A 14,796-nucleotide genomic window follows, 5' to 3' on the forward strand; every position below is an offset into this window, starting at 1 on the left:
GGATATGCATAAATGAAAATAGTGATGAAACTATTGCGAATAAATTAATAAGACACATAGATTATTGTATCTATGTGTCTTATTTATTTGTTGTTTTTTAGGATAGTAGCAGAACTATATGAACTTTTTTACTAACTTTAAGATAAAATCATTTTTATTAGATACTTTCCATAATTCGCAGTTACTTTTGAATGTGAAAATATATTTAAATAAAAAATTAAATAAAATAATAAAAATCATAGCAAAAACAAGGGATAGCTTGAGAAAAATAGATTTTTATGGTAAAATATCGAATGTAAATAATAGGGGAACAATAATAGTGAAAGAAGGAGAACAAAATGAAAAAGTTTAAAATTTTTATGGCAAGTATGATGGCGTATTTAATGATAGTTATGATACTACCAGTAAGTTCGCTAGAGTTAATTGCTAACGCAGCGGAAAAGGAATCGCAATATTTAGAGCGTAGTGATTTATATCTACGATCTGTATCTCAATATAAGGACAAGTCTTTAGTTAGTTACGGTAAGGAGATTAATGGCAAAAATGTAACGATAATATCTTTATTCAACAATGGTCAGGAAAAAATTGTAAAAGAGATTGATGGCTATTGGAATGTAAATTTCAATTCCAATATTAATGGAAAAATTAAAATTAATATTGGATCATACGAGAACGAAACTAAGTTAGTAATGGAGTATGACTTTAACACTGGAAACATTAATGAAATAGATGGGACAAAGTATAGTGAAAGTTTGATGTTTTATACAGTTTTAAATCCAGATAAGAATATTACTGAGAGTATAATAAAAAAAATAGAGTCGAAATATAAAGTAGACTATAGTAAGGAATATGAAAATGGAAAAGCTTCGATGCAGATATCTAAAGCAAATGATGTAAGTGGAATTATTAATTTTTATTTTAATGTAAATACAGCGAACGGATCCCAAAAATATATGGGGACATATAATAATAATTTTGAATGTATAAGTTCTGAAAAGATATATACAGATATAGACCAATTAAATAATATAATTACAATACAAGAACCAATAGATAATAAAAATAAGTATAAAATTATTAGAATTAAAGATGGGCAAATAATAAGTGAAGGATTAATTGAGTTATCCGAAGACTCTGAAAAACGGGTAATAGATACAATAATAGGAAATAAATTATATACAGGCATATATAAAGACAATGTCATAGAATATCTATTTGAAGATGGTATTTATAAAAAAATAAATACATACAATAAAGAAGAATGCAAGGTACATTCTTCAGCTATAGATAGCCGAGGCGAGCTATGGCTATTAACTGAAGACGATGATAAGGTGTTTATATCTATGCTAGAAAATGGTAAAATAGTAAAAAAATATGAGGTTCCAGCTTATATTTATATGCCTTCAGATGGAGGAGAATACTATGAGCAAATGCAATTATATATATACGATGATTCTAATATTATAGTATCATCAATGCGCGGTACAGTATTCATTAACAATGCAGCTACAGAAAATCCAAAACCAGAGATACCAGCAGTTCCAGAGGTTCCAGTAGCACCTGTGCTACCAGTAGTTCCAGAGGTGCCGGCAGTGGTTCCACAGGTTCCAGTGATTACAGACAGTAACGGTGAAAATATAGTAATTAAGCCAACTGAAAATGGTATGACTAAGATAGAGACAAAAACTCTTTCTCCAAATACAACAAATGTTATTAATGCAAATGTAGATAAAGATGCAAAAGAAGTAGAAGTAACATTAAGTGATATAGAAGCTATTAAGAATGGTAATGGATCTGTTAATGTTAAGTTAAATGATAATGTAGACATAAATATTCCATTCTCATTAATTGATAAAAACTTATTAGACGGTGCAAAGGCTGTAAGAGTTAAATTCTCAGCTATAGAGAATTCGGATATAGTTAAAGGAATTAAGGCTGTAAATAAGGTGTTTAAGTTTGACTTATTAGTAGATAAGGAAGATGGAACAGTTTCAGTTCATAATTTTGCCAGTGGTGTTGCAGAAATAAAATTAACTTTAACTGATGAAGAATTAAAGGGATTAGATAGAGATAAAATTTCTGTATTCTATTATAATGAAGAAACTAAGACATTTGAAGTTATGGAAACTGTTGTAGATGGTAATAACATAACATTCAAAACATCTCATTTTTCAAGCTACATAGTAGGAGAAAAAGTTGAGGGTACTAATAGTTTATCAACAATAGAAGGGTTACCAAGTACTGGAGCTTTAATTGGTACAACAACAATAATATTATGCTCATTAGCATTAGTGTTTGTTGGAGCAGCAATGTTATTTAAAAATAAAAAGCAAAAGTGCTAAAATAAAAATGGAGTAGGGAAACCTACTCCATTTTTATAATTTATATTAAAATATTAAAACCGGTAATATAATAATAGTTTTTTTATAAAGGAGAAAAATATGGTTTTTAAAATAATAATAGCTATTTTACCATTAGTAATACCTTATACATATTTTGGAGAAAATTTAAGTGCATTGATTTTAGCAAGTGTAGCAATTGTTTTTTTATGGAAAAATAAAGAGGGTGTAGAGGTAAATAAGAGATATTTTCAGTTGTTATGTTCAATAGGGATAATAGCTATAGTAACCCAGATAATTATCTCTCCATACTTGGAAAGCTTTTCGGGAATATTTAATTATATAAATATGATCTTATACTATTTAGCCTTATCTATAATATTAAATCAAAAAGAAAAAAATTATATACTTAAGTATATGATAAGAACATTAGGGGTTTTAGCAATATATTTTATAATAGTTCAAGGATTATATTTTAATGTTAGAATTTATGGAAACATAGGCTATGCAAATAGTTATGGTCTACTTTTGTTAATAGGGATTTATTTAAATAGAATAAGAGAAGCGGAGAAATTAACTGAGATTTTGGAGATAATATTTATAATGGGAATATTATTTACAGGATCAAGAACCACAATAATATTATTATTATTTTATGTAGGAATAAGAATTAAACAATCATTAATAGTTAGTAAGGAAAAGGTTATAGATTGTATAGGACCAGTGATATGGGGATTTATTCAATATATTATATATACTAATATGGGGTTATTATCAATATTAGTAGCGCCAATAGTAATTTATATTTACTCAGTTGTTAGAAAATCAAAGAGAAGAGACTGGGTATACGGCTTTGGATTAATAGTATCTGTTATAATTTTATTTGTTAATAATAGTAATACTTTAGAAAGAATAAGAAATATATCAGTAAACAATGGATCAGTTCAAGAGAGGCTTGTATTTTTTGAAGATTCTTTAAGCGCTATTATTAAAAATCCATTAGGTAATGGTATTAATATGTTTCAATATAAACTGTATGATAATGCATCTGCTTTTTATGATGTTAAGTATATACATAACTCAATTCTCCAAACTAGTTACGATATTGGAGTAATAGGTGGAATATTATTTTTATTAATATTTATATATGGGTTTTTTATTTTATATAAATCTGATAATAGAAATAGAATGTTTTTATTATCGGCGTATATATCTATATTTCTACATTCATTAATGGATTTTGATTTTTCTTATAGTACATTCGGAATTCTATGGGTGATGATAATTTTATTAGGATCAAAAGGTGAAAAGATAAATTTACATAATTATATAAAAAAAATTTATAGTGTTTTATTAATAATAGTAATTTATTTAGGTATGTTTGAAGGGACATTAGTAATAGGGGGAAATTTTACAGTAAATAATAATATAGAGATGGCAAATAGATTTTATAATATAGGTGAGAGAATATCTTTAGAAAGAGATTATAGAGCTTCATTTAAGAAGGCAGAAGGTTATAAATTATTATACGATAAAAATGGTAATGAAAATTCACTTAAGGATTCTTTAGAAGAATTAAAAAATTCGCAGGATATAAATTTATATGATCCAAGAATATTATGGAATATGGCATATATACATGAAAAATTAGGAGATACAAATAAATCCATGGATATTAGAAATGAACTTCTAGAAATAGAAAGATTTTATCCAGAGGCATATATTGTTCAACATGATTATTTGATTAAGTTATATGCGGAAACTAAAAATGAAAAATATATTGAAATGATAGAGGCTTTAGAAGATTACTATTATAAGAATGTAAAAGAGTTAAATCCTAAAGCAAAGTATATGAAAAATCAATTAAAAGAAAGTTATGATGATATTAGAAGAAAAGGTGAAGATTATACTATAAATATTAGCGGTGAGTATGAAGGGGAGTACATTTATTACGATCAAGAAGATTCTAGATGGAGTAATATATCCTACAAAAGTGAAAATAGCTTCATAGGAAATTCAGGATGTGGGATAGTATCAATGGCTATAGTTCAATCAACTATGAGAAAAAAAGAAATTACGCCTATAGAACTTGCTGAATATTCAATGAAAAATGGATACTGCAATAATAATACTACAAGGGAGTTTTTTACAGATATAACCAAAGACCATAAATATTCATTAAAGGTTTCAAAATTTGATTCATCTGATTTATCTAAAGTAAAAAGAGTATTAAGTGATGGAAAGCATATGGCAGTAGCTATAATGAAACCAGGTCATTTTACTAGGGAAGGACATTATATTGTATTGTATGGGGTAGAAACTATTAATGGTGATAATTATTTTAATATATTAGATTGTAATAAAAACAATAAAAATTATATGGATGATGGAACAGTTATATATAATAATCCAAAGGATGGTACATTAAAAGCTAAAACTAGCATATTTACTCAAGAGTGTGATGAGTATTGGGTATATAGCTTAGAATAAAATAACAAACCAATATATAAAAGCTTATTATTTTCAAAATACAACTAAATACCTTAATATAATACAAAAAATACAATATATATTAAAATTGAGTGCGGTTTTAGTAAAAAATGAAGTGTATTTTTAACAATGATTAAAGTAATGGTTAAAAATGACGATAATTATACTGAATTAAGCACTGTAAAATGGTAGATTAAGGAGTAATATATAATTTGTGTAAGTAGAGGAGATCGAATCCGGTAGTAGTGGGCTATAGGTCGATTGTATCCACATAGTATGACTCAAAATAGACTAGCAAATTAGTCTATTATTTTTTCAAAAGTGACTTATATAATAGGGGGAAATACATATGAAAAGTATAAGAACAAAATTAATTGTATTATTTGGAGCCATGATTTTTGTGATAAGCATAAGCTTGGGTATTATTTCCGTAAAAACATCAAGGGTTGCACTACAAAATAATACTCAAAAAACTATACCTGAAATTGCAGTTGAAGGATCGAGGGTTGTTGAAGGCAGAATAAATAATGAACTTCAAATATTAAAAACAATAGCGGAAAATGAAAATATTAAAAACATAAATAGTTTTAATGATAAAGGAATTGAGATTTTAAACTCAGAGGCAAAAAGAAATGGGTTTGATAGTATAAATCTTGTAAATAAAAAGGGTGATGTTATATCATTTAAAGAACAAAGTTTAAATGTTAAAGATAGAGAACATTTTAAAAAAGCGATAGAAGGAAAAGATAATGTATCAGATCCTATAAAAAGTAAGTTAGATGATAAAGTAAAGATTTTTTTTGCAGTACCAATAAAAAATGGAAGTGAAACTATTGGAGTATTATATGCTTTAAAGGATGCTTCTATATTAAGTGATATTATTAATGATATTACATTTGGTAAAACAGGAAAGGCATTCATGATTGCTAAAGATGGTACTACTATTGCTGATTATGATAAAGAAATGGTGGAAAATCAGTCTAATGTTATCGAAATGGTAAAGAAAGATCCTGAACTACAAGAACTTCTAGATGTAGAACAAAAAATGATGGCTGGAGAAGTTGGAGCAGGAGAGTATTCATATAAGGGAATAAAAAAAACTGTGGGTTATGCACCCGTAGAAGGTACAGGCTGGTCTATTGGGGTGGATACAGATACTGAAGAGGTAATGGAAGAGATTAATAGTCTTAGAAAAACTATAATAATTGTGACTACAATTTTACTAAGTTTAGGGCTTATATTGACTATAGTAATTTCTACTAGTGTAGTTAATAACTTAAAAACTATAGCAAAATATTTAACATTATTAGCTAAGGGTGATTTTACTGTGCCAGCAAGGGATAAGTACACTCTAATGAAGGATGAAATAGGAGAAATATCAAGAGCAGCTAGTACATTGCAACAAAATATGAAAGAAATGATAGAGAAGGTTAAGAATAGTGCAGAAAATATAGATACACACTCTGAAAGTCTATCTGCTATATCAGAAGAAATAGCTTCTTCTGCTGAAAATGTAACTACAGCTATTCAAGATGTAGCAATTGGGGCAAGTGGCCAAGCTGGGGATTTAGTTGAGGTTACTGGAATATTAGGTGGATTTGGTGATAAATTAGGACAAGTAATAGTGAATATAAAAGAAGTAGATGTAAATGCAAGAAATGTTGGGACTATGGCTGAAGATAGTAGCTCAAGCATGGACATTCTAGTTGATTCGGTAAATAAAGTGAATAGCACTTTTGGAGAATTTGGTAATAAAATTGATGTCCTTGGTAACAATGTAAATAAGATAAATGAAATTACAAATATGATTAATAGTATAGCAGAACAAACAAATCTTTTAGCTTTAAATGCAGCTATAGAGGCAGCAAGAGCTGGTGATGCAGGTAGAGGATTTGCTATTGTAGCTGATGAAATAAGAAAGCTTGCAGAACAATCAAAGGTTTCTTCAGAAACAATAAGCGGAATTGTTTCTGAAATATCAAATGATACGGGTAACATAGTAACAAGTACAGGAACTATGAATAAAGAAATAGAAAATCAAATAGATGTTATAAATTCAACTATAGGAGTATTTAAAAAGATTATAGTTGAAATAAATAAAGTAGTTCCTATGATTGATGATATTAATAAATCTACAGCTATACTTGAAAAGGATAAGACTAAAATACTAGATACAGTAGAGGGTATTTCAGCGGTATCTGAAGAAACAGCAGCTTCTTCAGAAGAGATAGCGGCATCCTCAGAAGAGATGAACGCTTCTACCCAAGAAATAGCAGCATCAGCACAGTTATTAAATAATATGACTGTTGAATTAATGGATATAGTAAATAAATTTAAAATTTAATTTATTGTAGAACTGGTGGGTTTGCAGTAAATAATGTGAATTTTAAGGTAATATTGATATAAAAATACAACGTACTTACAATAATATTAATTATAAGTACGTTGTATTTGTTGTTTTACCATAATTATTTCTCCAAATTCTTCTAAAATACCTGTAGTAGTCTTGATATATACTATAGGATTTAAACACATAGCTTAGGTTCCATTTATAAACACTTTACTATACATAGTAAGCCTTATGAACAGTATAATCATATTTCGGATACTACTATGATATAATAAATGAAATGGCGGTATAAGCCAAGAGGAGTGAATTATTATGGAAAAAAATATTTTAAATGCATTTGAGAGAACAACAAAATCTAAAAGATTTAAAGAAAATGGTTTTATTGCAGGCGTAATTTATGGAGATAATGTTAAGGAAGCAACTTCTGTAAAGTTTGAAGAATCATCTTTAAGAAAGATTCTTGCAAAACATGGTTCTAATGCAAAAGTATGGGTTAAATATGGAGAAGGTAAGAAATTTGGATTTATAAAAGAAATTCAAAGACATCCTGTAACAGCAAAAATCACACATATAGATGTACAACTTGTTTCAAAAGATCACGAAATAAAGTTACAATTACCTATTGAGTTTAAGGGTGAAAAAAATCTAGTTGCAAACTTACTTAAATTAAATATTCAAAAAACTGAGATAGATGTTTTTGGGAAAATGGCTTTAATGCCTGATGTAGTAGTTATTGATGTATCAGAAAAAGAACTTGGAGATACAATTACAATAAAGAACTTTAATTTAGATAAGGAAATAAAAATTAGTGATAATGAAGATGAAATTTACGCAACTATAACAAGATTAGTTGAAGAAAATAATGCTGAGAGTGAAGAAGAAGTTACTGAATAATTCTAAAACCAAAGTATAATAGCTATTAACTATTATTAAAAATATATTATTTAATAGATAATTTTATGATAGGTTATATTAAAGGAAAATTTGTCCAAGCACCTGCTAATACAGGTGCTTTTTTTATATTAAAAAGATATATTATTTAATAGGATGCACTCAAAAGCCCGTTTTTAGGGTATAATAGATTAGTAAAAGAACAAATATTGCTTTGAAAATATTCATTGTGAATAATAATTTCAAGGATATTAGTTATTAAGTCTTTTAAATTTATAAAAAATAAAGCAAAGAAGGTAAAAAATATGAAAAATGATATAAAAAAGAACATGGAAATAATGAAAAAAGTTATTGAAGAAAAAAAAGTAAAAGGTGCAAATCAAAAAAACACTAAAAGACCACCAACTTACGGAACACAAAGTCCAGGAGCTGGTAACATAAAATAGCCTTAAATGATAAGGAGAAAAATTATGAATACAAATATGGAAATGATGAAAAAAATCATTGAAGAAAAAAAGAATAATAGTAGTAATTCTAAAAATAATAGCAAAGCTAAAAAAACAATTGGAAGTTCATCTAAGGGAGTTCAAGTCAAAAAAGGTGGAGGGTTACTTGCTAAATAATATCTAAATATAATATTCAAAGAGGGGATGTTGCTTAAAATGATTTTTAAAATCATTTTAAGCAACATCCCCTTTTGAGAATTAAACTATATCAAATTCAATAAATTGTTTAAATACTCCCCAATAGCTACTAACCTACGGTATAATGAAATAACAAGTCAAGGGAAGATACATATTGACTTATTATTATTTTAAAGATTTCTAAAGGAAAAAAATATGAGAATAATTAATATGAAAATAAATAGGAACAGCATAATATTTAAGCTATTTTGTATATTGTTCACACTGCTAATATCTATTGCTATATTAGTTGGAATGTGGACTATTAAGGATACTAATAAAATAATGAAGCAGGAAATGTATCGGATGAATAATCAGGTATTAGGGGAGATAGGAAATAATATATTAATTTTATTATCAAATGTAGAAACAATAATGGATGACATTGTTGTTAATAATAAATTAATAGAGACATTATCTATTCCTAAGGAGAATATACCTAAAGATAAAAAAAGTATTAACTCTATGAATGCATATGTGCAAGGGTTATTAATAGATAAGGTTTTTAGTTATTCTAAGTTTAATATGAAACCTGAACTTTATGTCATTGGAAAAAATGGATTAACATATAGTACATATTCTAAAACAAAGTATGATGTTGAGGGTATAGAAAATAATCAGTGGTATAAAGATATAATTAATTCAACAGATAATACAGTACTTATTAATACCTATAAAGATGAGGCTGGAATAGGACCATATAAATACATCTTTAAAATGGGTAGACCTATAAAAGATCTTATTACTGGAGAGGTTTTAGGAGTTCTAATTATAGATATAAGTGAAAAGATGCTATATGACAGGTACTCTGAAAGTTTAAGTGATGGTAGATATATTTATATAGTTGATGGTAATGGGAAAATAATATCCAGCAAGGATAAAAGATCTATAGGTATGCATTATGAAGATACTATAGATAAATATAGGGATAATAATATTATTTTAAAAGATAATATAGAATTTATGGAGATAAAATCAAATATAAATGATGATGGATGGAGCATAATAGAGGAGTTACCTCTAAAGGTTATACGGGAACCAGCTATGCAAATAACTAGAAGATTACTAATAGTATTATTAATATTAATTATAATATCTATTGGAGTCAGTTATAAACTTTCGCTTTGGATAACAAGGCCAATTCTTAATATAAAAAATAGAATGAAGGAAGTTAAATCTGGTAACCTAAAGATAGAGGCTGAGTCAGAATGCCGTGGTGATGAGATAGTTCAGCTTGAGGATGCATTTAATAGTATGGTAAAGAAGTTAGATTATTATATAGATGAAATTAAAAGAGAAGAGCAGGAAAAGAGAATGGCAGAGCTTAGTTTCTTGCAAGCTCAAATAAATCCACATTTTCTATATAATACTTTAAGCGGTATAAGATTTTTAATTTCTATGAACAAGAATGAGGAAGCTGAAGAAATGGTCTATAGATTCACAAGGCTACTTAGGGCTCTTTTACCTAAGGCAAGTGAGTGCATAACTTTAAAAGAGGAAATAGATAATATTAAAAATTATGTTGAATTACAAAAGATGAGGTATCCAGGGGCATTCAGCTTTAGTTGTGATATTGAGGAGAAAATAAATGATTATAATGTTCCCTCATTTATATTGCAACCTATTGTAGAAAATGCAATTTTATATAGTATGGAGAAGGAAAATAACAAGGGAATTATAAGTATTGTTGGTTATAGAAATAAAGATGGTATAAGAATTGTTGTAAAGGATAATGGTATAGGTATGTCTGAAAGTAAAATAGAAGGTGTACTTAAAAGGGAAGGATCAGTAAATAGGGTAGGGGTTATTAATGTTCATGAGAGAATAGGTCTAAATTATGGATCAGAGTATGGGTTAAATATAAATAGTATTGAAGGAAAAGGGACGAAGGTAATTTTTATATTGCCAAGCTAAGGAGGATTTATGATGTTGAACATATTAGTAATTGAGGATGAAGCCCCAATAAGAGAATGGATTGTATACACTATTTCAAACTTATCTAAAGATTTTAATGTAGTAGCAAGTGCATCAAATGGAAAAGAGGGTTATGAGCTTGCTGTGAAGTTAAAACCAGATGTAATCTTCACAGATATAGGAATGCCTATAATGGATGGATTGGAGTTTACTAGAGAAATAAAAAAGGTAATGAAGGATGTAATAGTTATATTGTTAACTAATTTTGAAAAATTTTCATATGCAAAAAGAGCTATTAGCTATGGCGTTTATGAGTATTTGATAAAATCTGATATAAGGCCTAAGGATATAAATGAATTATTAAGAAAAGTAGCAGATAGTATAGAGGGTATAACTAGAGACGTTTTAGATGAAAATAATTCTGAGGAAAGAATAGAAAATAAAGGAAAGGAATATTCAAAGGCAATTAAAAGATCTATGGATTATATAGATGATAATTATAAGGATCATATTTCATTAGGAGATATATCCAAACATGTATTTCTATCACATGAGTATTTTTCTAGATTATTTAAAGAAGAAGTAGGGGAAAATTTCAGTACATATCTTACAAATTATAGAATGAAAAAGGCTGAGTATCTTCTAAAGAATACTGATAAAAAAATAGGTGAAATTGCTAATGAAGTAGGTTATGCTAATACGGGGTATTTTTCAAAAAGTTATAAGAAATGCCATAATGTATCTCCGGAAGATGATAGATATTAATTATATTCATATCAATATAGTTTTTAAATATCAATATAATAATAAAATATCAATATTTTACAATAGAAAATCAAAATTGTTGTAAAGGTTATCAATGGGCTTCATTTAAAATAAGCTTAATATTTAATATACTATAGGTGTAGCAAAGAACAAGTTAAAAGTATTTGCTATTCCTATGGAGTATCCTAGGAGGAAATAATGAAAAAATCGATTTCAGTTCTTGTAGTATTAAATTTAGTACTATTAATGACAATAGGATGTACTGAATCTAGATATAAGAGTGAAAAAATAGCAATTATTTTTAGTTCTGTCGGTTTAGGAGACAAGTCATATAATGATTTGTGTTATGAAGGGGTGCTAAGAGCACAAGATGAACTAGGAATAGAATTTGACTATTCAGAACCTAAATCCCCTAAGGAATATGAAAATGTAATTAGAGAATACGCAGAAAGTGAAGAGTATGTTCTAATAATTGCAGTTGAATCAGAACAAGTGGATGGGGTAGCAAAGGTATCTAAGGATTTTCCAAAACAAAAATTTATGATAAGTGATTCAAGAGCTACGTTACCTAACGTGGTTTCTATATATGAAAAATGGACAGAGCAGGTTTTCTTAAATGGCACTATAGCTGGACTAGCAATGCTAAGTGACGTTAATAATAATTCCAAAGAAAATGTGGCAGGGGTCATACTTGGAATAGAAAGTAGTCAACTTAGAGAAGCCGCAGTAGCATTTGAGTCAGGCGTTAAATATGTAAACCCTGATGCAAAAGTTATATCAGCAGTTGTTAATGACTTTGCAGCACATTCAAAGGCGAAGGAGATAGCATTGCTTTTATATAGTAGGGGAGCAATTTTTATACAACACTTAGCAGGATCAGCGGGACTTGGAGTGTTTGCAGCTGCAAATGAAGCTGATAAATATGCCTTTGGTGTTGATGGAAATCAAAATTTTTACGACAGTGATCATATTGTAGCAACAGCCAGAAGAGATATTAATAACATATTGTATGAAGAAATTAAAGATATGAAATCTGGAAATTGGAATCCTGGAGTTCATGAATATGCTATGAAGGAAAATGTACTACAAGAGGCTAGAGAGGGTTCTAGTGTAGAGTTATCAGATCAAATAGTACAAAGAGTAGAAACTATAAGAAATAAAATAATTAATAAAGAGATAATTATTCCATTAACGGCAAGTGAGCTAGAGGAATGGAAAATTAATAGATAAAGCATTTGAAGAAATAAACTAGCATATTTGCTTGTTATTCTTATAAAGATGTTTAAATATCATTATAAAAGGAGAGAATTTTAAATGAGAATGTATGATATTATTAAAAACAAGAGAGATCATAAAGAGCTATCTAAAGATGAAATTGATTTCTTCATAGAAAATTATGTTACCGGAGAAGTAACCGATTACCAGGCTTCGGCATTATTAATGGCAATATATTTAAATGGTTTTACAGAGGTAGAAACATCCAATCTTACTATGGCAATGGTAAATTCAGGAGATGTAATAGACCTTACAATGATAGATGGAATTAAACTTGATAAACATAGTACTGGAGGTGTTGGCGATAAGACTTCTCTTATATTAATACCAATGGTAGCAGCAGCTGGTGGGAAGGTTGCAAAATTATCAGGTAGAGGCCTTGGGCACACTGGAGGAACTTTAGATAAATTAGAATCTATTCCAGGGTTTAACATAGAAGTAGATGAAGCTAAGTTTAAAGATTTAGTCCAAAATGCAGGACTTGTAATAGCAGGTCAAACTCAAAACCTTGTGCCAGCAGATAAAAAGATATACGCTTTAAGAGACGTAACAGCTACAGTTGATAGCATACCTCTTATAGCAGCAAGTATTATGAGTAAGAAGATAGCTTCAGGATCAGATGCAATTCTTTTAGACGTTAAATACGGTGAAGGTGCATTTATGAAAACAGCAAAAGATGCAGAAGAATTAGCAAGAGCTATGGTTAGTATAGGTAAAAATTTAGGACGTAACACTTCAGCAGCAATTACACTAATGGGAGAACCTTTAGGTTATGCAGTAGGTAATGCTCTTGAAATTCAAGAAGTTATTGAAGTATTAAGTAATAGAGGTCCAGATGATTTAAGAGAGTTATGCTTAGAACTTGGAGCTCAAATGCTTAAATTAGGAAATATAGAAGTAGATGTAGAAAAGGGAAGAAAGCTACTCGAAGAATTATTAGCTAATGGAAAAGCCCTTTCAAAATTAAGAGAATTAGTTGTAAATCAAGGTGGAGATCCAGCTGTTATAGATAATCCAAAGAAATTTACTATATCACCATTGATTCATGAAGTTAAATCACCTAAAGAAGGCTATGTATTTGATTTAGATGCAGAAAAAGTAGGTATATCATCATTAATCACTGGAGCTGGAAGAGAAACAAAGGCTGATAATATAGATCATGGTGCTGGAATCCTATTAAAAATAAAAATGGGCGACTATGTTAAAAAGGGTGATGTACTTGCTACATTATATTCTAGCCACGAAAATCTATTTGTAAAAGCTGAAGAAGTTCTATTAGAAGCATATGATATTCAAGATAAGAAACCAGCTAAAGTATCAATAATTAATAAAATTATATAAGGTATTTATTTTACAATGCCTTAAAAAAATACCTAAGAGTGAGGAGAAAATAAAATGGATAAGAAAGATATTGTTTCAAAGGTTGATCATACTTTATTAAATGTAACTGCTACATGGGCAGAAATAAAAACTATATGTGATGATGGAATGGAATATGGGGTTGCATCAGTATGTATCCCACCAGCATATGTTAAAAGAGCTAAGGAATATGTAGGGGATAAGCTAGCAGTTTGTACTGTAATAGGGTTCCCAAATGGATATATGACAACTAACACTAAGGTTTTTGAAACTACAGATGCACTAGCAAATGGTGCAGATGAGATAGATATGGTTATTAACTTAGGTGATCTTAAAGATAAAAACTTTAAGGCGATCGAAGAGGAAATAATAAGACTTAAAAAGGCTTGTGGACATAATATATTAAAAGTAATTATTGAAGCATGCTTCCTAACAGAAGAAGAAAAAATTGAAATGTGCAAAATAGTAACTAATGCTAAGGCAGATTTCATAAAAACTTCAACTGGATTCGGAACAGGAGGCGCTACTAAGGAAGATTTAGAGCTTTTTGCTAAAAACATTGGACCGAATGTTAAAATTAAGGCTGCTGGAGGGGTTAAGGATTTAGCAACAGCAGAGGAATTTATTAAAATTGGAGCTAGCAGACTTGGAACTAGTTCAATAATAAAAATATTAAATAATGAAAAAGTAAAAGGTTATTAAACTAAAGTTAGAATAAGTAACAAGGGAA

12 protein-coding genes are annotated in these 14,796 nt (G+C 28.6%); all 12 read left to right on the top strand.

What is annotated here, in order from left to right:
* The first annotated feature begins 193 nt into the window (after positions 1-193).
* The 12 genes from J1C67_RS07750 (at position 194) to deoC (ending at position 14,768) form a co-directional block, all read left to right on the top strand.
* Positions 194-352, top strand: a complete 159-nt coding sequence (locus J1C67_RS07750; protein WP_167865997.1) for a hypothetical protein — start codon at positions 194-196, stop codon at positions 350-352.
* Positions 339-2,342 (top strand): hypothetical protein, encoded by a 2,004-nt coding sequence (locus tag J1C67_RS07755; RefSeq protein WP_167865996.1) that lies wholly within the window; start codon positions 339-341, stop codon positions 2,340-2,342. The genes J1C67_RS07750 and J1C67_RS07755 overlap by 14 nt, the downstream gene beginning before the upstream one ends.
* Positions 2,343-2,441: 99 nt before the next feature.
* A complete protein-coding gene (locus tag J1C67_RS07760) occupies positions 2,442-4,829 on the top strand; it encodes an O-antigen ligase family protein (RefSeq protein ID WP_167865995.1) in 2,388 nt (795 codons plus the stop codon).
* 349 nt (positions 4,830-5,178) lie between these two features.
* A complete protein-coding gene (locus tag J1C67_RS07765; protein WP_167865994.1) occupies positions 5,179-7,173 on the top strand; it encodes a methyl-accepting chemotaxis protein in 1,995 nt (664 codons plus the stop codon).
* Positions 7,174-7,491: 318 nt separating this feature from the next.
* Positions 7,492-8,073, top strand: coding sequence for a 50S ribosomal protein L25 (locus tag J1C67_RS07770; protein WP_167865993.1), 582 nt, complete (start codon positions 7,492-7,494; stop codon positions 8,071-8,073).
* Positions 8,074-8,375: 302 nt separating this feature from the next.
* Positions 8,376-8,516 (top strand): hypothetical protein, encoded by a 141-nt coding sequence (locus J1C67_RS07775; protein WP_167865992.1) that lies wholly within the window; start codon positions 8,376-8,378, stop codon positions 8,514-8,516.
* A 24-nt stretch (positions 8,517-8,540) separates the two neighbouring features.
* Positions 8,541-8,693 carry a hypothetical protein gene (locus J1C67_RS07780; RefSeq protein ID WP_167865991.1) on the top strand — a complete coding sequence of 51 codons (153 nt, stop codon included), beginning with the start codon at positions 8,541-8,543 and terminating at the stop codon, positions 8,691-8,693.
* A gap of 231 nt (positions 8,694-8,924) precedes the next feature.
* A complete protein-coding gene (locus J1C67_RS07785; protein ID WP_167865990.1) occupies positions 8,925-10,667 on the top strand; it encodes a sensor histidine kinase in 1,743 nt (580 codons plus the stop codon).
* Between the two features lie 12 nt (positions 10,668-10,679).
* Positions 10,680-11,432, top strand: coding sequence for a response regulator transcription factor (locus J1C67_RS07790; RefSeq protein ID WP_167865989.1), 753 nt, complete (start codon positions 10,680-10,682; stop codon positions 11,430-11,432).
* 198 nt (positions 11,433-11,630) lie between these two features.
* Complete coding sequence (locus J1C67_RS07795; protein ID WP_167865988.1) at positions 11,631-12,662, top strand: BMP family ABC transporter substrate-binding protein; 1,032 nt, start codon at positions 11,631-11,633, stop codon at positions 12,660-12,662.
* A gap of 84 nt (positions 12,663-12,746) precedes the next feature.
* Positions 12,747-14,048, top strand: coding sequence for a pyrimidine-nucleoside phosphorylase (locus J1C67_RS07800; protein ID WP_167865987.1), 1,302 nt, complete (start codon positions 12,747-12,749; stop codon positions 14,046-14,048).
* 54 nt (positions 14,049-14,102) lie between these two features.
* Positions 14,103-14,768, top strand: a complete 666-nt coding sequence (gene deoC, locus J1C67_RS07805; protein WP_089967252.1) for a deoxyribose-phosphate aldolase — start codon at positions 14,103-14,105, stop codon at positions 14,766-14,768.
* The last annotated feature ends 28 nt before the right edge of the window (positions 14,769-14,796 follow it).

Source organism: Clostridium gasigenes (assembly GCF_017348895.1).
Classification (GTDB): Bacteria; Bacillota; Clostridia; order Clostridiales; family Clostridiaceae; genus Clostridium; species Clostridium gasigenes.